At 66.3% G+C, this 19637-nt stretch carries 20 protein-coding genes; 13 read left to right on the top strand and 7 right to left on the bottom strand.

From position 1 onward, the window contains the following. Positions 1-38 precede the first annotated feature (38 nt). From IV113_RS16540 to IV113_RS16490, 11 genes are read left to right on the top strand one after another with little or no spacing between them, the layout of a single operon-like run. Positions 39-800, top strand: a complete 762-nt coding sequence (locus IV113_RS16540; RefSeq protein ID WP_291087094.1) for a FadR/GntR family transcriptional regulator — start codon at positions 39-41, stop codon at positions 798-800. After that, positions 797-1720: an L-threonate dehydrogenase gene (ltnD, locus tag IV113_RS16535; protein WP_291087093.1), complete on the top strand. Its 924-nt coding sequence runs from the start codon at positions 797-799 to the stop codon at positions 1718-1720. The genes IV113_RS16540 and ltnD overlap by 4 nt, the downstream gene beginning before the upstream one ends. Continuing rightward, on the top strand, positions 1717-2994 hold the full coding sequence (gene otnK, locus IV113_RS16530) for a 3-oxo-tetronate kinase (protein ID WP_291087091.1): 1278 nt from the start codon (positions 1717-1719) through the stop codon (positions 2992-2994). The genes ltnD and otnK overlap by 4 nt, the downstream gene beginning before the upstream one ends. Then, positions 2991-3668, top strand: coding sequence for an aldolase (locus IV113_RS16525; protein WP_291087089.1), 678 nt, complete (start codon positions 2991-2993; stop codon positions 3666-3668). The genes otnK and IV113_RS16525 overlap by 4 nt, the downstream gene beginning before the upstream one ends. A gap of 20 nt (positions 3669-3688) precedes the next feature. Then, a complete protein-coding gene (gene otnI / locus IV113_RS16520) occupies positions 3689-4486 on the top strand; it encodes a 2-oxo-tetronate isomerase (protein WP_291087087.1) in 798 nt (265 codons plus the stop codon). Then, on the top strand, positions 4483-5601 hold the full coding sequence (locus IV113_RS16515; protein ID WP_291087085.1) for an NAD-dependent epimerase/dehydratase family protein: 1119 nt from the start codon (positions 4483-4485) through the stop codon (positions 5599-5601). Before otnI ends, IV113_RS16515 begins: the two co-directional genes overlap by 4 nt. Positions 5602-5660: 59 nt before the next feature. Further along, positions 5661-6632: a TRAP transporter substrate-binding protein gene (locus IV113_RS16510; RefSeq protein ID WP_291087084.1), complete on the top strand. Its 972-nt coding sequence runs from the start codon at positions 5661-5663 to the stop codon at positions 6630-6632. Positions 6633-6686: 54 nt separating this feature from the next. Then, entirely contained in the window at positions 6687-7199 is a 513-nt protein-coding gene (locus tag IV113_RS16505; RefSeq protein ID WP_291087083.1) for a TRAP transporter small permease, read from the top strand. Beyond that, a complete protein-coding gene (locus IV113_RS16500; RefSeq protein ID WP_291087082.1) occupies positions 7196-8488 on the top strand; it encodes a TRAP transporter large permease in 1293 nt (430 codons plus the stop codon). The genes IV113_RS16505 and IV113_RS16500 overlap by 4 nt, the downstream gene beginning before the upstream one ends. 24 nt (positions 8489-8512) lie before the next feature. Continuing rightward, positions 8513-9946: an aldehyde dehydrogenase family protein gene (locus tag IV113_RS16495; RefSeq protein WP_291087081.1), complete on the top strand. Its 1434-nt coding sequence runs from the start codon at positions 8513-8515 to the stop codon at positions 9944-9946. Between the two features lie 20 nt (positions 9947-9966). Then, positions 9967-10728, top strand: coding sequence for an SDR family oxidoreductase (locus IV113_RS16490; protein ID WP_291087079.1), 762 nt, complete (start codon positions 9967-9969; stop codon positions 10726-10728). Between the two features lie 84 nt (positions 10729-10812). Here the strand turns inward: IV113_RS16490 and IV113_RS16485 are convergent, their stop codons facing one another. The 5 genes from IV113_RS16485 to IV113_RS16465 form a co-directional block, all read right to left on the bottom strand. Further along, positions 10813-11781, bottom strand: coding sequence for an alpha/beta hydrolase (locus IV113_RS16485; RefSeq protein WP_291087077.1), 969 nt, complete (start codon positions 11779-11781; stop codon positions 10813-10815). 13 nt (positions 11782-11794) lie between these two features. Then, positions 11795-12871 carry an alkene reductase gene (locus IV113_RS16480; RefSeq protein ID WP_291087075.1) on the bottom strand — a complete coding sequence of 359 codons (1077 nt, stop codon included), beginning with the start codon at positions 12869-12871 and terminating at the stop codon, positions 11795-11797. Positions 12872-12909: 38 nt separating this feature from the next. After that, positions 12910-13614, bottom strand: coding sequence for an SDR family oxidoreductase (locus IV113_RS16475; protein WP_291087073.1), 705 nt, complete (start codon positions 13612-13614; stop codon positions 12910-12912). 80 nt (positions 13615-13694) lie between these two features. Further along, positions 13695-14696 carry an NADP-dependent oxidoreductase gene (locus IV113_RS16470; protein ID WP_291087071.1) on the bottom strand — a complete coding sequence of 334 codons (1002 nt, stop codon included), beginning with the start codon at positions 14694-14696 and terminating at the stop codon, positions 13695-13697. A 109-nt stretch (positions 14697-14805) separates the two neighbouring features. Beyond that, positions 14806-15411 carry a TetR/AcrR family transcriptional regulator gene (locus tag IV113_RS16465; protein WP_291087171.1) on the bottom strand — a complete coding sequence of 202 codons (606 nt, stop codon included), beginning with the start codon at positions 15409-15411 and terminating at the stop codon, positions 14806-14808. 142 nt (positions 15412-15553) lie between these two features. Between IV113_RS16465 and IV113_RS16460 the strand changes: the two genes are divergently transcribed. Continuing rightward, positions 15554-16075, top strand: a complete 522-nt coding sequence (locus IV113_RS16460; protein WP_291087069.1) for a DUF2867 domain-containing protein — start codon at positions 15554-15556, stop codon at positions 16073-16075. Between the two features lie 98 nt (positions 16076-16173). Then, positions 16174-17436, top strand: a complete 1263-nt coding sequence (locus IV113_RS16455) for a glycerophosphodiester phosphodiesterase family protein (protein WP_291087067.1) — start codon at positions 16174-16176, stop codon at positions 17434-17436. A gap of 16 nt (positions 17437-17452) precedes the next feature. Here IV113_RS16455 and IV113_RS16450 read toward each other — a convergent pair whose 3' ends face one another. Next, on the bottom strand, positions 17453-18862 hold the full coding sequence (locus IV113_RS16450) for a patatin-like phospholipase family protein (RefSeq protein ID WP_291087065.1): 1410 nt from the start codon (positions 18860-18862) through the stop codon (positions 17453-17455). Positions 18863-18900: 38 nt separating this feature from the next. After that, positions 18901-19635 carry an MgtC/SapB family protein gene (locus IV113_RS16445; protein WP_291087063.1) on the bottom strand — a complete coding sequence of 245 codons (735 nt, stop codon included), beginning with the start codon at positions 19633-19635 and terminating at the stop codon, positions 18901-18903. Between the last annotated feature and the right edge of the window lie 2 nt (positions 19636-19637).

The following is a 19637-nucleotide window of genomic DNA, read 5'->3' as shown; positions in this document are numbered from 1 at the left end:
GACCATATAACCAGACACCTGAAGCCCGATACACCACCATGAGCGACGCCCTGCAAGCGCCCGAACGCCTCACCGACAAACTGGCCGGCCTGCTGCTGCAGCGCATCGAGTCCGGGGAGCTGGCACCCGACGAGCGCCTGCCCACGGAGCAGCGCCTGGCCGAGCAGTTCGGGGTGTCGCGCACCGTGGTGCGCGAAGCGGTCAGCCGGCTCAAGTCCATCGGCCTGCTCACCTCGCGCCAGGGCTCGGGGGTGTTCGTGGCGCCGCGCCACCAGGCGCGCGCCCTGGCCTTTGATCCCCTGGTGGTCACCTCCATGGAAAGCGTGCTGCAGGTGGTGGAGGTGCGCCGCGGGCTGGAGGCCGACGTGGCCGCCCTGGCCGCACAACGCATGACCCCCGAGAAGGCGCGCACGATCGCCCAGGCGCTGGAACACCTGGAAGCCTGCCCGCCCCAGGGCGCGGAAGGCGTGGAGGCCGACCTGGCCTTTCACCGCAGCATCGCCCGCGCCACCGAAAACCCGCACTACGAACGCCTGCTGGGCTTCCTCGAGCAGTACCAGCGCGAATCCATGTGCGTGACACGCACCAACGAAGCGTTGGACAGCGGCTACATGGTGGAAGTGCGCGAAGAACACCGTGCCATCGCCGAAGCAGTGATGCGCGGCGACGTGCTCGCGGCGCGGCAGGCCGCCATGCTGCACATGCACAACGCGGCGCGGCGTCTGAACAACGCCGCACCCCCCATCCGACGCGCCCTCGGCGCGATGCTGACCCCTTCCCCACCCGGTTTTTCCTCATGAGCAACGCTTCCTCACACACACTCGGCGTCATCGGCCTGGGCTCCATGGGCATGGGCGCCGCGCTCTCGGCGCTGCGCCAGGGCGTGCCCACCTGGGGCTGCGACCCGCGCGCCGAAGCCCGAGCAGCCTTCGAGCAGGCGGGCGGCCGCGCCACCGCCAGCGTCGCCGAACTCGCCAGCCACTGTGACGTGGTGTTGGTGCTGGTCGTCAACGCCGCGCAAACCGACGACGTGCTGTTCGGCGCGCAAGGCGTGGCGTCGTCATTGAAGCGCGGCGGTGTGGTGGTGTGCTCGGCCACGGTCGACCCCGCCCTGCCCCCGGTGTGGGAACAGCGCCTGCTTGAGACCGGCCACTGGTTGATCGATGGCCCGGTCTCGGGCGGTGCGAAGAAGGCCGCTGCGGGCCAGATGACGGTCATGGCCTCGGGCCAGCCCGAAGCCTTCGCCGCCGCCGGCAGCGTGCTCGAGGCCTTTGCCGGCAAGGTCTACCGCCTGGGCGACAAAGCGGGCGTCGGCTCCACCGTGAAGATGGTCAACCAACACCTGGCGGGCGTGCACATCGCCACCGCCTGCGAGGCCATGGCCCTGGGCATGCGCGCCGGTGCCGAGCCGCGCCAGCTCTATGAAGTGATCTGCAACTCCGCCGGCATGAGCTGGATGTTCGAGAACCGCGTGCCCCACATCCTGGACGGTGACTACACGCCGCTGTCGGCGGTGAACATCTTCGTGAAGGACCTGGGCATCGTGCTCGACGCGGCGCGCCAGCTCAAGTTTCCATTGCCGCTGGCGGCCGCCGCGCACCAGCTCTACCTCGCCACCGCGGCCATGGGCCTGGGCGGTGAAGACGACTCCGCGGTGGTGAAGTACTACGCACAGCTGGCCGGCATCGACCTGCCGCCAGCACAGAAGGCCGCCGCATGATTCTGGGCGTCATCGCGGACGACTTCACTGGCGCCACCGACGTGGCCAGCATGCTGGTGCGCGCCGGCATGCACACCGTGCAGGTGCTGGGCGTGCCCGGCGGTGAACTGCCCGCGGCCGACGCGGTGGTGATCGCGCTCAAGACCCGCACCATCGCGCCGGCCGACGCGGTCGCGCAAAGTCTAGCGGCGCTGGCCGCCTTGCGCGCCGCTGGCGCACGGCAGATCTATTTCAAGTACTGCTCCACCTTCGACTCCACGCCGCAGGGCAACATCGGCCCGGTCACCGACGCGCTCATGGCCGCACTGGGCGCGGACTTCACGATCGCCTGCCCCGCCTTCCCGGAAAACGGCCGCACCGTGTTCCGCGGCCACCTGTTTGTGGGCGATGCGCTGCTGAGCGATTCGGGCATGCGCCACCACCCGCTCACGCCCATGACGGATGCGAACCTCGTGCGCGTGCTGCAGGCGCAAACGGCCCAGACCGTGGGCCTGTTGCGCCACGACGTGATCGATGCCGGAGTGCCCACCGCTCAGGACCGCATCGCACAGCTTCGCGCTGAGGGCGTGAAGATCGCCGTGGCCGATGCGGTGAGCAATGCCCACCTGCTGACCCTGGCCGACGCCTGCGCCGAGCTGCCGCTGCTCACCGCCGGCTCGGGCGTGGCCCTGGGTTTGCCTCCCGCCTACGCCAGGCGCGGCTGGTTCGCACCCAACGCCAACGCCGCCGAATTGGAGCGCCTGCAAGGCCCCGCCGCCGTGGTCTCGGGTTCGTGTTCGGAAGCCACCAATGCACAGGTCGCACGGTGGATGGCCGCTGGTCGCGCCACGTTGAAGATCGACCCACTCGCGCTGCACGAAGGCCGACAGACCGCCGACGCCGTGCTGGCCCAGGCCACGCAAACGCTGGCACAGGGCCCAGTGCTGATCTATGCCACCGCCACACCCGAGAGCGTGCGCGCCGTGCAACAAGCGCTTGGCGTACAGGCTTCTGGTGACGCGGTCGAGCACGCGCTGGCCCACGTCGCACAAGGCCTGGTGCAAGCCGGCGTGCGCCGCCTGGTGGTGGCCGGCGGTGAAACGTCGGGCGCGGTGGTGCAGGCGCTGGGCGTGCGGCAACTGCGCATCGGCGCGGCCATCTGCCCGGGCGTGCCCTGGACACAATCGACGCTGCCGGGCAAGGGTGAGGCGGTGCAACTCGCGCTCAAGTCGGGCAACTTCGGCGGCGTCGATTTCTTCGCACAAGCCTTGCAGCAAGCGGGGGTGGCGCTGTGAGTCTGCTCTGGCCTGCCCCTCAGGACGCCGCGCGTGCCGACATCGCGCGCGTGGGTGCCAGCCTGTTTCAGCGCGGGCTGGTGCATTCCACCGCCGGCAACATCAGCGTGCGCCTCACCGCCGAGCAGGGTGGCGGTTTTCTCATCACGCCCACCGATGCCTGCCTGGGTTTCCTCGACCCCGTGCAACTGGCCTGGGTGGCCGAAGACGGCACCGCGCTGGCCGGTGCCCGCGCGAGCAAGACACTCATCCTGCACCGCCGGATCTACGCCGCGGCACCCGACGCGCATTGCGTGCTGCACACCCATTCCACGCACCTCGTGGCGCTCACGCTGCAAGGCGTCTGGCGCAACGACGACATCCTGCCGCCGCTGACGCCCTACCAGGTGATGAAGGTGGGTCATGTGCCACTGGTGCCCTACCGAGTTCCAGGCGATGCAGGCGTGGCCGACGACGTGGCTGCACTCATCGCCAAAGCCCGGCGGCCACTGCGTGCGGTGATGCTCGAACGCCTGGGCCCCACGGTGTGGCACGACAGCCCGGGCAGTGCCATGGCGCTGCTCGAAGAACTCGAAGAAACCGCGCGCCTGTGGCTGCTCACGGAACGCCGGCCCGAACCCCTGACCGACGTGCAGATCAGCGAACTTCAGACCCGATTCACCACCCTCTGGTAACCCGGAACCCCGAGCCCACCATGCCCCGCTTCGCCGCCAACCTGTCCATGATGTACCCCGAGGTGCCGTTCCTCGACCGCTTTGCCGCGGCCGCGCGCGACGGCTTCGATGCGGTGGAGTACCTGTTTCCCTACGAACACGCGCCGGCCGACATCGGCGCGCGCCTGAAGGACCACGGCCTCACGCAGGCCCTGTTCAACCTGCCCCCGGGTGACTGGGCCGCCGGTGAGCGTGGCATGGCCTGCCACCCCGGGCGCGAGGCCGAGTTCGCCGCCGCGTTGGAGCAGGCCCTGCCTTACATCGAAGCCACGGGTTGCCAGCGCGTGCACGCCATGGCGGGCCTGGTCCCCGCCGGCAGCGACGCCGCCGCGCGCCAAGCCACCTATGTGGCCAACCTGCGCCACGCCGCCGCGCGCCTGGCGCCCCTGGGTGTGACGCTGCTGATCGAACCCATCAACAGCCGCGACATGCCGGGCTACTTCCTCAGCCTGCAGCAGCAAGCGCACGACGTGCTGGCCGAAGCAGACGCGCCCAACCTGAAGGTGCAGATGGACCTCTACCACTGCCAGATCATGGAAGGCGACCTGAGCAAGCGCCTGCAAAAGCATTTCGCCGGCGTGGGCCACATCCAGATCGCCGGCGTACCCGACCGCCACGAACCCGACGGCGGTGAAGTGAACTTCCCTCACCTCTTCGACCTGCTCGACGCACTCTGCTTTGAGGGCTTCGTGGGTTGCGAATACCGCCCCCGGGCCGGCACGAGCGACGGCCTGGGCTGGCTGCGCCGGTACCAGTCCTCACAGAAAGCACTTGCATGAAGATCCTCATCACCGGCGGCGCCGGTTTCCTCGGCACGCGACTGGCCCACACCCTGCTGCAAGCCGGCACGCTGCGCGGTCAGGCCATCACGCAACTGATGTTGGCCGACCTGGTGGCCCCCCGCGATGCAACCCTGCTGGCCGACCCGCGCGTGCGGCACCACGCGGGCGACCTGCTGGCGAACATCCCCACCCTGATGGCCGAGCGCTGGGACGCGGTGTTCCACCTGGCCTCGGCCGTGTCGGGCGAATGCGAAGCCAACTTCGACCTGGGCCTGCACGCCAACCTGGACACCACACGCAGCCTGCTCGACGCCTGCCGCGCGCAAACCCTCGCCGCCCATGCGTCGCCGCCGGGCCGCCCCAAGGCGGCGCACGCCCCCTTGGGGGGCAGCGAACCTCGCGCAGCGGGGAGCGTGGGGGCTTTTGAACCGCCGTTGTTCTTCTTCTCCAGCTCGGTCGCGGTGTTCGGCAGCGACGCCGCCGTGCCCCTGCCCGCCGTGGTGCGCGACGACACCCTGCCCACGCCGCAGTCCAGCTACGGCATCCACAAGTTCGTGTGTGAACAACTGGTGGCCGACTACACCCGCAAGGGATTCATCGACGGCCGCGCGGCGCGCCTCATGACCGTGTCGGTGCGCCCGGGTCGGCCCAACGGCGCGGCCTCGGGTTTTCTCTCCGGCCTGTTCCGCGAACCGCTCGCGGGCCAGGCCAGTGCCTGCCCGGTGGATCTGGACACGCGCGTGGCGCTGTCCTCACCGGCCAACACGGTGGCCGGCATCGTGGCGGTGGCCGAAGCCAGCCGCGAAGCGTTTGGTGGGCGCACGGCCATCAACCTGCCGGCACTCACCGTGAGCGTGCGCGAGATGCTGAGCGCGCTCGAATCTCTGGCCGGGCCGGAGGTGATGGGCCTGATCACGCACACACCCGATGCGGCCGTGGCCGGCATTGTCTCGGCCTGGCCATCGCGCTTCGAGAGCGCACGCGCGCCGCGCCTGGGTCTGGTGGCCGACGCCAGCTTCACGGCCGTGCTCCAGCAGTACGTGCAGGACCACGCGCACGCCGTGAGCCACCCCGAGGCGCGCGCGCGGCTGGGCCTGCCGCCGCTGGCCTGATCGATTTTTTTGTTTGCGTTCCCCTGTTCCCTTCCCCAACCACAACGGAGACACCGTCCATGAAACAACTCATCAAACCCATCGCTCTCGCCGCCATCCTCGCTGCCTCTGGCGCCGTGCAGGCCCAGACCGTGTTGAAGATCGGATACGCCACCTCGGCCACCTCGCACTACGGCGTGGGCTCCACCGTGTTCTGCGAGGAGATGGAAAAGGGCACGCAAGGCCGCTACAAATGCCAGCAGTTCCCCGCGTCCGCGCTGGGCGGTGAACGCGAGCAGATCGAAGCCGTGCAACTGGGCACGCAGGACATCGTCAACACCTCCACGGGCCCGCTGGGCAACTTCGTGCCCGAGGTCAAGATCGTCGACATCCCCTTCCTGTTCCGCGACTACGACCACGCGCGCAAGGTGATGGACGGCCCCATCGGCCAGGACCTGCAGAAGAAGATGGAAGCCAAGGGCCTGATCAACCTGGCCTGGACCGAGAACGGCTTCCGCCACATGACCAACAGCAAGCGCGCCATCAACACGCCCGACGACGCCAAAGGTCTGAAGATGCGCACCATGGAGAACAAGGTGCACATGGACGGCTACAAGACCTTCGGCATCCTGCCCACGCCCATGGCCTTCCCGGAGCTGTTCGGCGCCCTGCAGCAAGGCACGGTCGATGGCCAGGAGAATCCGATCCCCGTGATCCTGGCGTCCAAGTTCTCGCAGGTGCAGAAGCACCTGTCGCTCACCGGTCACGTGTATTCGCCAGCCGCGCTGATCCTCTCCCCCGCGGTGTGGAACAAGCTGTCGGCCGCCGACAAAGCCGTGTTCACCGAAGCCGCCAAAAAGGGCGCCACCGCACAGCGCAAGAAGGTCAACGACGACGAGAACAGCGGCATTGCGCAACTGGAAAAAGAAGGCATGTCGGTGGTCAAGCAGGTCAACAGCGATGCCTTCCGCAAGGCCGTGGCACCGGCCTACGCCAACTTCGCCAAGGAATTCGGCGCCGACAAGATCGCCGCGATCCAGGCCATCAAATAAAACAACGCACAGACCGTTGGCCCGGCAGGGGCCGGCCACCGGTTGGAGTCTTGCATGAACACCTTTGAACGGTATTTCCTGGGCGCGAACCGCTGGGCACTGATCCTGCTGCTGGGATCGATGTCCGTGATCATCTTCGCCAATGTGGCGCTGCGCTACCTCACCAACGAGTCCATCGAGTGGGCCGAAGAGGTCGCGCGCCACATGATGATCTGGCTCACCTTCCTGGGTGCCGGTCCGGTGCTTCGTTATGGCGGACACATCGCCGTGGACAACCTGCAGGACGCGCTGCCGCGCCAGGCCGCGATGGCGCTGCGGGCCATCATCTGGCTGCTGATGCTGGGCTTCTTCGGCTTCATGATCTGGTATGGCCTGCTCTACCTGGAGCGCGCGCAATACCAGACCACCGCCGCCACACAGATCTCGTTCGCCTACATCTACGCCGCCATGCCGATCGGCGGCGTGTTGTTGATCATTCACTGGCTGCTCATCGCTCGCAGCTATGTCCTGGAGCGCCGTTTTGCAGAAGACGCGCACTTCGACGCCAACGCAAGTGCATCCCTATGAGCGCCAGCCTGATCCTGATCCTGAGCGCCTGCCTGTTCCTGGCGATGGGCGTGCCCGTTGCCTTCGCACTGGGCTTCTCCACCCTGGCCGCACTCACGCTGGGATCGAGCTTCCCGCTGATGGTGTTGCTCAAGGAGACCTTCACCGGCATCGACAGCTTCCCGCTGATGGCGGTGCCCTTCTTCATCCTCGCCGCCGAGCTCATGAGTGGCGGGTCGCTGACCGAGGTGTTGCTGCGCTTTGCCAGCCAGTTCGTCGGTCACAAACGGGGCGGCCTGGGATACACCAACGTGGTCGGTCTGACGTTCTTCTCGGGCATCTCCGGCTCGGCTCTGGCGGATGCGGCAGGGCCGGGCTCCATGATGATCCGGATGATGGACAAGGCCGGGTACGACAAGTCCTACGCGGCCGCACTGACGGCGGCCACCGCCATCGTCGGTCCGATCATCCCGCCCTCGATCATCATGATCATCTACGCCCTGCAGGACGAGAGCGTGTCGGTCGGCACACTCTTCGTGGCGGGCCTGCTGCCAGGGCTGCTGGTGGCGGTGGGCATGTGCATCGTCAACTGGCGCATCTCGACCCGGCGCAACTACCGCGGTGATGGCGAGCATCCGGGCTGGAGGGAAATCGTCGAAACCAGCATCCGCGCCCTGCCCGCGCTGCTGTTGCCGGTGCTGATTCTGGGCGGCATGCGCGCGGGCTGGTTCACCCCGACCGAAGCGTCCGTGGTGGCGGTGTTCTATGCCCTGGTGTGCGGCAAGTTCATCTATCGAACGCTCGAGTGGAAGGCCTTGCCCGACATCTTGGCGCGCTCGGCCCTGCTCACCGCCTCGGTGCTCATCATCATCGGCATGTCCGCCTCGTTCGCCTGGCTGCTCACCATCGAAGGCCTGCCCTCCCTGCTGGCCGGGTGGATGTCTGCCCAGGACTTCTCGCCCTGGACGTTCCTGATCATCGTGAACGTCTTCCTGCTGCTGTTCGGCATCTTCATCGAGCCGCTGCCCGGGGTCATGGTGCTCGTGCCGATCCTGGCGCCCGTGGCTGCCAAGCTCGGCATTGATCCGGTGCACTTCGCCATGGTGGTCATCTACAACCTCACCCTGGGCATGATCACGCCGCCCGTGGGTGGGCTGCTGTTCGTCACCTCCAACGTCTCCCGGGTTCCGCTGGGGGCACTGGTGACGGAGCTCAAACCCTTCCTGCTCGCACACGCGGTGATCCTGATGCTGCTCACCTTCGTGCCCGTCATCAGCACCTGGCTGCCCCATGCCCTGGGCTTCAAGTAGCCCCATTCCACCTCCACACCGACCATGGCCCTGAACCACATCGCCAACACCGCCGTGCGCTCGGCCTCGGGCCAGACGCTGCCGGTCATCGACCCGGCCGACGGCCAGCCCTACGCCACCATCGAGCGCAGCAATGCCGCCGACATCGACGCCGCCGTGCGCGCCGCGCGTGAATGTTTCGAGCGCACCTGGGCGCGCACCACCGCCGCCGAGCGCGGGCGCCTGCTCATGAAGCTGAGCCAGAAAGTGGCCGAACACGCCGACGAGCTCGCGGCCATCGAACAGCGCGACTGCGGCAAGCCGGTGGCGCAGGCCAAGGCCGACGCGCTGGCCCTGGTGCGCTACTTCGAGTTCTATGCCGGCGCGGGCGACAAGCTGCATGGCGACACCATTCCCTACCTCGACGGCTACAGCGTGCTCACCTGGCGCGAGCCGCACGGCGTGACCGGCCACGTCGTGCCCTGGAACTACCCGATGCAGATCTTCGGCCGCTGCGTGGGCGGCGCGCTGGCGGCCGGCAACGTGTGCGTGGTCAAACCGTCCGAAGACGCCTGCCTGTCGCTGCTGCGCGTGGCCGAGCTTGCGGTGGAGGCCGGCTTTCCGGCGGGTTGCATCAACATCGTCACCGGCTACGGCCACGAGGTGGGCGACGCGCTGGCGCGCCACCCGGGCATCGACCACATCAGCTTCACTGGCAGCCCGCGCGTGGGCACGCTGATCCAGCAGGCCGCGGCCGAACGCCACTGCCCGGTCACGCTGGAGCTGGGCGGCAAGGGACCGCAGATCGTTTTTGCCGACGCCGACATCGACGCCGCCCTGCCCTTCATCGTCAATGCCATCGTGCAGAACAGCGGCCAGACCTGCAGCGCCGGTTCGCGCCTGTTGGTCGAGCGCTCGCTTTATGAGTCTCTGCTGGAACGCCTGGGCCAGCGCTTCACGGCGCTGCGCGCCGGCCCACCGGCCATGAACCTGGACCTGGGTCCGCTGATCCGCCAGAGCCAGCAGGAGCGCGTGCGCGGCTTCCTGGAACAGGCGCGGGCCGACGGCATCGCCACCGTGGCGCAGGGTCGCGTGGTGGACGAGGCCGCCGCCACCGGCTTCTACGCCGCGCCCACTCTGCTGCGTGATGTGCCGGTGGACCACCGGCTGGCGCAGGAAGAAGTGTTTGGCCCGGTGCTGTCGTCCATGGTGTTCGACGACGAAGACCACGCCGTGCAGATCGCCAACGCCACGCCCTTCGGCCTGGTGGCCGGGGTGTGGACGCGCGACGGCGGGCGCCAGTTCCGCATGGCCAGACGCGTGCGCGCCGGCCAGGTGTTCGTCAACAACTATGGCGCGGGCGGCGGCGTGGAGCTGCCGTTTGGCGGCGTCAAGTCGTCGGGCCACGGGCGCGAAAAAGGCTTCGAGGCCCTGTACGGATTCACCACCCTCAAGACCGTGGCCATCCGCCACGGCTGAACCCCAAAGGACACCCACCCATGCGAGTGCACAACCTCTCCATCATCGTCACCGGCGCCGGCAGCGGCTTCGGTGAAGGCATTGCCCAGCGCCTGGCCGAAGAAGGCGCCCAGGTCATCGTGAACGACATCGACACGGCCAACGGCGAACGCGTGACCGCCGCCATCGTGGCCGCGGGCGGGCGCGCATCGTTCGTGGCCGGCGACGTGACGAAATCGGCCGACGTGAAAGCGCTGGTGGAGGCCACGCTCGAGCGCCACGGCAAGCTCGACGTGATGGTCAACAACGCCGGCTGGACGCACCGCAACCAGCCCGCGCTGGACGTGAGCGAGGACGATTTCGACCGCTGCTACGCGGTCAACGTCAAGAGCATCTACCTGGCCACCGTGCACGCCGTGCCCGCGCTCAAGCGCAACGGCGGGGGCAGTTTCATCAACATCGCGTCCACCGCTGGCGTGCGCCCACGTCCGGGGTTGACCTGGTACAACGGCTCGAAGGGTGCGGTCATCACCACCAGCAAGTCGCTCGCAGCCGAGCTGGGGCCGGACAACATCCGCGTGAACTGCATCAACCCGGTGATGAACCCGTTCACCACGCTCGGCCCGTCGTTCGCGGGCGGCGAGCTCACCGAGGAGCGCTTGAACAAGTTCCGCTCCACCATCCCGCTGGGCCGTTTCTCCACGTCGCTGGACGTGGCCAACGCGGTGCTGTACCTCGCCAGCAGCGAGGCTGCCTTCATCTCGGGCGTCTGCCTGGAAGTGGACGGCGCGCGCTGCGTCTGAGGTGTTTTCAGGGCCGACTGCGGGCCACGGCGTCACCAAGCTGCCATTCGATATCCTGAAGGGGGATGCTCTTCTTGGCAGCTGCTAGCGGGCCAGAAATTCGAGCGTGCTGCGCACGAAGTCGGCATGGAACTGGAAGGCACCACCGTGTCCGGCATCGGGATAGATGATCAGCTGGCTGTTCGGTAGCCGGCGTGCCAGGTCGTGCGAGTTGATCGTTGGGACCATGCGGTCATCGTCGCCGTTGACAACCAGCACAGGCTGTCTGATCACGGAAAGATCGGCCGGTGCTTTCTGACCCCACAAGCGCAGCGCCTGCAGTTGGGCAATGAATGCGCTCACCGAGATGTCCTTGTCGCGGTCTTCGGTGCGTTCCTTCAAGCGCTCCAGGAAGTCCTTTCCGGCCTCGATGCCACTGGGCGTCCGCGTGAAGAACAGGAACTGCTTTGCATCCTGGCCCGTGAAGAAACCCCGGAGCATGTCGTAAACGGTCACCCCCGCCACGGTGCTGATGCCTTCGCCACCCGCGGGGCCGGTACCCGCGAGCACCATCTTGCGAACGAGTTGCGGCTCCTTCAGCGCGATCTCCTGGGCGACCATCCCACCCAACGAAAACCCCAACAGGTCCACTTTCTGAAAGCCCATGGCCTGGATGAAGGTGATGGCATCGTCAGCCATCTGTTCCATGGAATTCGACGGCGAACCACTGGATGCCCCGATGCCGCGGTTGTCAAAGGCAATGACGTGGTGCCTGGCCGCGATGCCGTCCATGATCCGTGGGTCCCAGTTGTCCAGGACCGCGGCCAGATGGACGAGAAACACCACGGGCGTTCCACCGTTGTGCTTGCCCAGTTCCCGGTACGCGAAGTTCACGCCGCCAGCCGTGATGGTTTGGGTGGGGACATTCTTCCAGGTGACCTCGGACTTTTGTCCCATCGACAGCGGGTGTTGCGCCGCCCCAAAGGCGACAGGCTCTGCCGCAAACAAGGTTGACGTCTGGAGGGTCGTTGACAGGGCAAATCCCAGAACCGTCGTTTTGAGCAGGTGGTTCATCGTTGGCCTCCCATCAGGCGCCGAGCGCGGGATAGTCGGTGTAGCCCTTGGGACCTGGCGTGTAGAACGTCGCCATGTCCACGGGGTTCAACCTCGCTTTGCTCTGCATGCGCTCCACCAGATCGGGGTTGGCGATGAAGGGGCGGGCAAAGGCGATGAGATTCGCGTGACCCGCATTGAGTGCACTCTCCGCACTGGCCCTGTCGAAGCCACCGGCCAGAATGAACACGCCATGGAACGCCACGCGAAGGCGAAACTTCAACTCGGCGGGCACGGGCGGCGCGCCCAGGGCCGAGTGGTCCAGCAGGTGAACATACAGAATGCCCAGCTGCGCCAGTTCTTCGGTGAAGGCCAGGTACTGTGCCTCGACGTCGGGGTACGCCCCCGTGCCGTTGAAAACGCCGCAGGGCGACACCCTGATGCCCACCCGATTTGCTCCGATGGCGGCGACGGTGGCGCGAACCACCTCCAGCGCGAAGCGGTTGCGGCCCTTGATGCTGCCTCCATACGCATCGGTGCGTTGGTTCACATGGGCGTTCAGGAACTGTTCGATCAGATAGCCGTTCGCTGCGTGCAGCTCGACGCCGTCGAATCCCGCTTCGATGGCCAGTTGGGCCGACCTGGCGTACTCCGCCACGGCGTGGGCGATGTCGTCTTCCGTCATGGCGCGGGGTGCGCTGTGTGGCTGCATGCCCTGGGTGTCGGTGTGCATCTCGCCGGGGCACACCTCGGCCATCGGCGCCAGCACTTCCGCACCGGCTGGCAAGTTGGCCACGTGGCTCACGCGCCCCGTGTGCATCAGCTGGACGAAGATCTTGCCGCCTTTGGCGTGCACGGCGTCCGTCACCAGCTTCCATCCCTGCACATGCGCTTCGTTGAACAGGCCAGGAATGCGGGCGTAGCCCAAGCCGTTGGGTGACGGTGAGGTGCCCTCGGAAATGATCAGACCGGCCGTTGCGCGTTGGCCGTAGTACTCGGCCATCAGGGCGTTGGGCGTGTTTCCTTCCACCGCCCGGCTTCGCGTCATGGGCGCCATGACGATCCGGTTGCGGAGCTCCAAGGAGGGTGCAGCGAGTGTGTTGAAGAGCATGACTGTCTTTCTGTTGGAGTGGGTCGAGTGGTCTGGGCTCAAGAGCCCTGGGGAAAGTAGACCGGGCGCGGTGCTGTCAGGCCTTGCCTGACCTGCTGGGTGAGCACGTCGGCCAGCACCTCGTCGGCGCCCGCCTCCAGCCCGTCGAGCGCGCGCTGCACGATCTCTTCGGCGCTGCTTTTCTGGACCTCGAAGCCTCGCGTGAGGTCGGTATCGACATACGCCATGTGCAGGCCCAGCACCTGGGTCTTCTGCCCGGCCAGCTCGTGACGCAGTGCATTGGTCAACGACCACGCCGCCGACTTGCTCGCCGAATAGGCGGCCAGCTCGCCGCCATTGATCCACGACGCCACAGACAAAACGTTGAGCAGTGCGCCACCGCCATTGGCCTTGAGCACGGGCGCGAAGGCCTTGCTCACGTTCAGCACGCCAAAGAAATTGGTCTCGAAAATGCGGCGGGTCACGGCGTCGCTGTCCTGCGCCAGGAAACCGCCAGGCTGGGCAATGCCCGCGTTGTTGATCACCAGAGTCACGTCGGCTGCCATCTGTGCTGCAGCTGCGATTTCCTCGGGTTTGGTGACGTCGAGTCGCAAGGCATGGACACCCGGCAAGGTCACAGAAGCGGGATCGCGCGCGGCGGCGTAGACCTTGCGGGCACCGCGTGCGAGCAGTTCGCGCGCGAACGCCAGGCCGATACCACGGTTGGCGCCCGTGACGAGGACGACGGAATTTTCAATGTTCATGGGAGGCTCCAAAATTGATCAGGTGGTTCTATGACGATCGTCATAATTGAGGGCGTGCGATGTCGTTCAGGTGGAACGGTTCATCGGACCTTGATGACCACCTTGCCTTTGGCTCGGCCGCTTTCGACGTAGGCCAAGGCATCGTTGGTGGATTCGAAGGGGAAGACCTGGTCGACCACCGGGCGTATGGCACCCGATTCGATCAGCGGCGTGATCTGCCGCAACTGGCTTCCGCTGGCCTTCATGAACAGGAATGAGTAGCCGACCTTGAGCCGTCGGGCCTTCCTGCGGGTTCCGAAGCTGAGGGCGCGCAGGACCTGCTTCACCAACCACGGGGCCTTGATGTCTTCGGCAAACCGGGGATCGGGTGGCCCTGAGATGGAGATGAGGTTCCCGCCGGGTTTGAGCACGCCCAGGGACTTCGCCAGGGTCTTGCCGTCCTGGCTGTTGAGCACCACGTCGTACCCGCTCAGGTGTTCTTCAAAGTCGTCCTTCTTGTAATCGATGATCACATCCGCGCCCAGGCTCTTGACCAGGGCGGCGTTGCCAGCGCTGGTCGTGGTGGCCACCGTCGCACCCAGGTGTTTGGCCAACTGGATGGCAAACGTGCCCACGCCTCCGGAGCCCGCCTGGATGAACACCTTCTGCCCCTTTTTGAGTTTTGCTTTTTCAACCAGCGCCTGCCATGCCGTCAAGCCCACCAAAGGGATGGATGCGGCTTCCTCCATCGTGATGTTCCTCGGCTTGATCGCCACGGAGTCTTGCCGGACGGCAATCAATTCAGCGAACGTACCGATGCGGAAGTCATCGGGCCTGGCGTAGACCTCGTCGCCCGCTTTGAACTGGCGCACGCGCGGTCCGACACGAAGCACCACGCCGGCCACATCGTGCCCCAGGACGAAGGGGGGGTGGTACGGCAGGATGAGCTTGAATTCCCCGTTTCGAAGCTTGGAATCCAGGAGGTTCACCGCTGTCGCGTGCACCTGAATCAAGACCTCGTCCTCACGCACATCCGGCTCCGGCACATCGGCAGCCCGCAAACGCTCCTTTTTCCCGTAGCGATCCACGACGAAGGCTTTCATGGCTTTTCCTTTTTTAGAAAGTGCAAGGGACGAACTCAGCGGACTCGGGCGGAAGAGCATTTGACATGATGATCATCATACTTATGGGCAAAAAAAACCGGCCCATGGGTCACGCCCCGGAAGGAGCCAGGCGCTTCAGCGCAGCGCTGCACAGCGAGTCCGACAACGCAGAATCATCGACGGCACGGGCCAGCATCAAAGTGCCCACCATGGTGGCCACGGTCACCAATGCGCGCTCATGGGCGCCGGGCTGCCCCCAATCCGGCGACTGGCGGGCAACCAGATCGATCATCTCCTTGATGCGGCGCGTGGCGGCCCGGCGCACTACGGGCGACTGGCGGGGCATTTCGGAACCGAGTGCTGAAACAGGGCAGCCTGTCTCGATGCTCGCCACGTGCTCTTTGGAAAGATAGACCTGCATCATCGCCTGCAGAGACTGCTCGGGCGGTACGGCGGCAATGACGCTTGCCGCCACGGCGTTGGCCTCGGCACCCGCGCGGTCCGCCGCCTCGGCCAGCATGGCTTCGCGGGACTCAAAATGGGCGTAGAACGCACCATGCGTCAAACCCGCCTCTTTCATGATGTCGGCCACCCCCGTACCGTCGTAGCCGCTGCGCCGGATGGCGCGAGCAGCGGCCTGCACGATGCGCTCGTGTGAAGCCTCTTTGGCGGCGGTTCGGATGTTGGCAGGTGCTTTTCGCATGATGCGCATCATACAGAAGATTGGCCGGTCGTGCAATGGCAGCTTGAGGACGGCCGAATGGGGGGGGAAATGCGGCGTCAGCTTGTGGCGCTTGGGTTCATGAACTCGTTCATGATCGGTGTCCATGCGAAACGAATTCACTCTGGTAACGCCCGTGGCCATTCCCGTGCGGTCCAGCATCACCCGTGTTTATGAGTCGATGGACCTGGCAGACGCGTTTTCGATCCGGCTTCCTGCCGAAGCGTCTGCCGACCCGGTTCTTTTGGCCCGCTTCATCTTCTCGCAGCAGCCTCCCTGGGTTGGCGCCCTCATGACGGTTCGAGATGCGCTCGTTTGGGGCTTTGGCCTGAAGACCGGCAAGCACCTCGCATCAATGGGTGGTGACAGCAGTTCGACGCGGCTTGGTATTTTCAGGATCTACAGCACGAGCGAAACCGAGATCGTTCTGGGAGAGGACGACAAGCATCTGGATTTCCGGGCGTCGGTGTTGTGCTCAGATGAACCAACGTCGGGAGGCGCCCGTCACCTCACCTTGTCGACGGTCGTGCGTTGCCACAATCGACTCGGGCGTACCTATATTCTTCTGATCGCCCCGTTCCATCGCCTGGTTGTTCAGTCGAGTCTGCGCCGTGCGGCGCGGATGGGTTGGCCTCAGGCCCCACGAGCGCGCGTGTAGGGCTGCTCTGCCATGAATCTGCCACACAGGCTCACTAGCATGGCCTGAGCGTTCGCACGTGGGGCGCTCACCTTCCTTCATCCACCCAAAGGGAAACCATGCGACGTTTCATTCTCGGCTGCGTTCTGCTGGGCCTGTCCAGCACCATCCTTGCCGCTTCGCCACGGCACAACAAGCCCATCCACGAGGTTGAGCACGCCACCCATGTCCAGCTGGGTCAGCGCCCCTTCTTTCTGGTGGACGACATGACGGACAGCCCGTTGAAGCGGGAGTTGCAGCAGTGCGCCCGCAGAGGCCATTTCACGGCACGGGACTTCTCCATCGGTCACCGCGGGGCGGCCATGCAGTTCCCGGAACACACGATGGAGTCGTACGTGGCGGCCGCCCGCATGGGTGCCGGCATCGTCGAATGCGACGTGACGTTCACCAAGGACAAGGAACTGGTCTGCCGCCACGCACAGAACGACCTCCACACCACCACCAACATCCTCGCCACGCCGCTGGCCAGCAAATGCACGCGGCCGTTCGTGCCCGCCACACTGGACGCCAGCGGCAACCTGCTGACGCCCGCCGCCGCCGAATGCCGCACCAGCGACATCACGCTGGCCGAGTTCAAGACCCTGCGCGGCAAGATGGATGCGTTCAATCCCCGCGCACGCACAGTCGATGAATACCTGGGCGGGACCGCCAACTGGCGCACGGACCTGTATTCAGGCCCGACCAGCGGCACGCTGATGACACACCAGGAAAGCATCGAGCTGTTCAAGCAGTTGGGTGTGAAGATGACGCCCGAGCTCAAGAGCGCCAGCGTGACCATGCCTTTCGAGGGATTCACGCAAGAGGCCTACGCGCAGAAGATGATCGACGAGTACAAGCGCGCAGGCGTGCACCCCAACCGTGTGTGGGCGCAGTCGTTCGACGTGCGCGACGTGCTGTACTGGGTGCGCAACGAGCGCGCCTTCGGACGCCAGGCGGTGTATCTCGACGACGCCAACACCGTGGCCGATCTTCCCAGCCAGGCCGACCTGGTCAACTACAAGAGCCAGGGCATCAACATCGTGGCGCCTCCGATCTTCGCCTTGCTGAGCACCGACGCATCGGGTCGCATCGTTCCTTCGCAGTACGCGCGCAACGCCCGCTCGGCCGGCCTGGACATCATCACCTGGACCCTGGAGCGCTCCGGCCTGCTGGCCGATGGCAACAACGGCTTTTATTACCAGACGTTCGACTCGGCCATCAAGACCGAGGGCGACATGCTGCGTGTGCTGGACGTCCTCGCGCGTGATGTGGGGGTCATCGGCGTGTTCTCGGACTGGCCGGCCACGACCACGTTCTACGCCAACTGCGCCAACGAGCGGTAGGCAGCCATCGGGGCGGCTACCGTGCCGGCGTCGCCCCGTCCAGGCTGCGCTGCAAGTGCTGAAAAGCGGGCGATTCGCGCAGCGCCGCGCGCCCGGCGGCGCGGAGCTCGCGCACCTGTCCCGGCAGGATCGTCAGGGCGGTTGGCACGCGCAGCACCGCATGTCGGAGGCCAGGGTCCTGCAGGTCTTGCAGACGCAGGTTGATGACGTGGATCTCGGCGTCGGGCGCGAACGGTCCACCGGGCTGGTTGCGGGCAACCTGCAACTCCTCGGACAGGCGCCGTGTAACGTCGCCCATCATCATGGTGGTCTCGGTCGTCACCCGGGCGCCGGCGCCGAACACCAGCGAGTCCAGCACCTGCGAGGTGCTCGGTACACGGTCACTCATGTCAATGCGGTCGGTCGTGTCGCGCTCGGAATTCACGCTGACGAGCACGATCCTGCGCACCGAGCCCGGCGGCAGACCGCCGAAGGTGGCGCTCAACGAACCAGCGGCGACAGTGCGGTCCAGCAGGCTGCGCACGCCCAGGTTGTCGACGAGACCGCCATCGACGAGATGGATGTACGGCCGTTCCTCCGCGTTGCTGTAGCTGCCGGCGATGAGTTGCAGCACACGGGCCGAGAGGTTCGCATCGGCCTGTTGTCCTGCGTTCAAGGGCGCGGGCGGCGGGCAACTGCCGGCGTAGTTCTTGACCGTCATCGGGCTCAGCAACAGCGGCACCGATGACGACGCTGCGACCGCGAAGGACAGCGGCACGCTGTCGAGGTCGGAGCAGATCAGCGCGAACTGCTCGGGCGTGAACTCGAACGGCGCACCGGTGGTCAGGTCGGTGGCTGTGACGAGCAGGCGCCGCCGCGAGGATTGTGCCCGCAGATCACCAAAGGTCTTGCCTTGGAAAACGGTGTCGAGCTGCCGCGCCAGGACGTTGCTGCGGCCGTACCAGGGCGAGGAAAGCTCGTAGGCGGTGCGCGGTGTCAGAAGCAGGTCATGAATCAGGTTGGACTGAAAGTTCATGAGCAGGAAATCGCGCTCGAAGCTCGTGAAGACGTCGTCGCCGAAGGCCGCGTAGTACCCCGCGAGGATGCTGCCGCCCGACACGCCGCTGACCAGCCCCACCTCGTCGAGCATCGTCGTCGGCCGCCCGTCCAGCTTGAATTGCGTGGCCTTCAGTTCTTCGAGCACACCCAGACCGAAGGCGGCGGCGCGCGCACCGCCGCCTGACAGCGTGACCGCAGCGACGATCGTGGGCGCTGGCTCATGGGCGTCGACGACCGGAACCACGATCGGCGTGGAGGTTGGGACGGGCGACGCCGCCGCGATGGGCTGATTGATCCAGGGACGCGCCGTCGAGCAGGCGCTCAGCAGCAGGACCACCGCGCACACGAGCAGCGCGCGCGTCCGTTGCCGGAACTTGAGTGGTTTCATCGTTCGCTCACATCAGGGTGCATGGGACAAAAAGACGTTCAGTTGCGAAAGGGCACGAGGCTGAAGCCGTCCACGCCCTCGGTGCGGGCCAGGTCCTCGGCCAGCGCCGCGGGCGAGGTGGCCCGCGCGCGGTCCGGCGCCACCACGCAGAAGCGCCACACCGGCTGGCTGTTGGCGAAGGTGATGCGCAGGCTGTCGTGCAGCACGCGGTAGCCGCGGTCCTCTGCCGCCTGCGCCAGCGCCTGGAAGCTTGGCGGACCGGCGCCGCGAAAGGTGAGGCACACCTCCAGCGTCGTGCGGCCCGGCAACCAGGACTCCAGCCGCTGCAGCGCCGACATCGACAACATGCACAGCAGCGCCATCAGCAACGCGGCCGCATAAAAGCCCACACCGAGCAGCACGCCGATGGCGGCGGCGGCCCAGAGGGACGCTGCGGTGGTGAGCCCGCTGATGCTGAGTCCGTCCTTGAAGATGACGCCTGCACACAGGAAGCCGACGCCGGTGACCACCCCCTGCACCACACGGGTGGGGTCGACCTGCAGCGCGGCGCCCGCACCGCCGTACCACCACGCGGGAAGGCCGACGAAGACCGTGAGCGCAGTCGAGGCCATGCAGACCAGGCCGTAGGTGCGCATGCCGGCCGCGCGCCCGTTGTACGAGCGCTCGTAACCCACCAGCATGCCCAGCAGCAGGGCGCCCAGCAGGTTGAGCGCGATGAACGCGTTGGCCGCCAGGAAGCTGCCGCTCCAGTAGTCTGAAAGATTGGCCAGCATGA

This window comes from Hydrogenophaga sp., from assembly GCF_018780385.1.
In the GTDB taxonomy this organism is placed as follows: domain Bacteria; phylum Pseudomonadota; class Gammaproteobacteria; order Burkholderiales; family Burkholderiaceae_C; genus Hydrogenophaga.
This window is presented reverse-complemented; position numbering and strand designations above follow the sequence as displayed.

Bases quoted from the DNA above. Each gene is read 5' to 3' on its own strand.
- otnI (WP_291087087.1), top strand. From the start codon at position 3,689: ATGCCCCGCTTCGCCGCCAACCTGTCCATGATGTACCCCGAGGTGCCG.
- ltnD (WP_291087093.1), top strand. From the start codon at position 797: ATGAGCAACGCTTCCTCACACACACTCGGCGTCATCGGCCTGGGCTCC.
- IV113_RS16500 (WP_291087082.1), top strand. From the start codon at position 7,196: ATGAGCGCCAGCCTGATCCTGATCCTGAGCGCCTGCCTGTTCCTGGCG.
- IV113_RS16445 (WP_291087063.1), bottom strand. From the start codon at position 19,635: ATGCTGGCCAATCTTTCAGACTACTGGAGCGGCAGCTTCCTGGCGGCC.
- otnK (WP_291087091.1), top strand. From the start codon at position 1,717: ATGATTCTGGGCGTCATCGCGGACGACTTCACTGGCGCCACCGACGTG.
- IV113_RS16490 (WP_291087079.1), top strand. From the start codon at position 9,967: ATGCGAGTGCACAACCTCTCCATCATCGTCACCGGCGCCGGCAGCGGC.
- IV113_RS16510 (WP_291087084.1), top strand. From the start codon at position 5,661: ATGAAACAACTCATCAAACCCATCGCTCTCGCCGCCATCCTCGCTGCC.
- IV113_RS16540 (WP_291087094.1), top strand. From the start codon at position 39: ATGAGCGACGCCCTGCAAGCGCCCGAACGCCTCACCGACAAACTGGCC.
- IV113_RS16455 (WP_291087067.1), top strand. From the start codon at position 16,174: ATGCGACGTTTCATTCTCGGCTGCGTTCTGCTGGGCCTGTCCAGCACC.
- IV113_RS16505 (WP_291087083.1), top strand. From the start codon at position 6,687: ATGAACACCTTTGAACGGTATTTCCTGGGCGCGAACCGCTGGGCACTG.
- IV113_RS16470 (WP_291087071.1), bottom strand. From the start codon at position 14,696: ATGAAAGCCTTCGTCGTGGATCGCTACGGGAAAAAGGAGCGTTTGCGG.
- IV113_RS16480 (WP_291087075.1), bottom strand. From the start codon at position 12,871: ATGCTCTTCAACACACTCGCTGCACCCTCCTTGGAGCTCCGCAACCGG.
- IV113_RS16495 (WP_291087081.1), top strand. From the start codon at position 8,513: ATGGCCCTGAACCACATCGCCAACACCGCCGTGCGCTCGGCCTCGGGC.
- IV113_RS16465 (WP_291087171.1), bottom strand. From the start codon at position 15,411: ATGATGCGCATCATGCGAAAAGCACCTGCCAACATCCGAACCGCCGCC.
- IV113_RS16485 (WP_291087077.1), bottom strand. From the start codon at position 11,781: ATGAACCACCTGCTCAAAACGACGGTTCTGGGATTTGCCCTGTCAACG.
- IV113_RS16450 (WP_291087065.1), bottom strand. From the start codon at position 18,862: ATGAAACCACTCAAGTTCCGGCAACGGACGCGCGCGCTGCTCGTGTGC.
- IV113_RS16515 (WP_291087085.1), top strand. From the start codon at position 4,483: ATGAAGATCCTCATCACCGGCGGCGCCGGTTTCCTCGGCACGCGACTG.
- IV113_RS16475 (WP_291087073.1), bottom strand. From the start codon at position 13,614: ATGAACATTGAAAATTCCGTCGTCCTCGTCACGGGCGCCAACCGTGGT.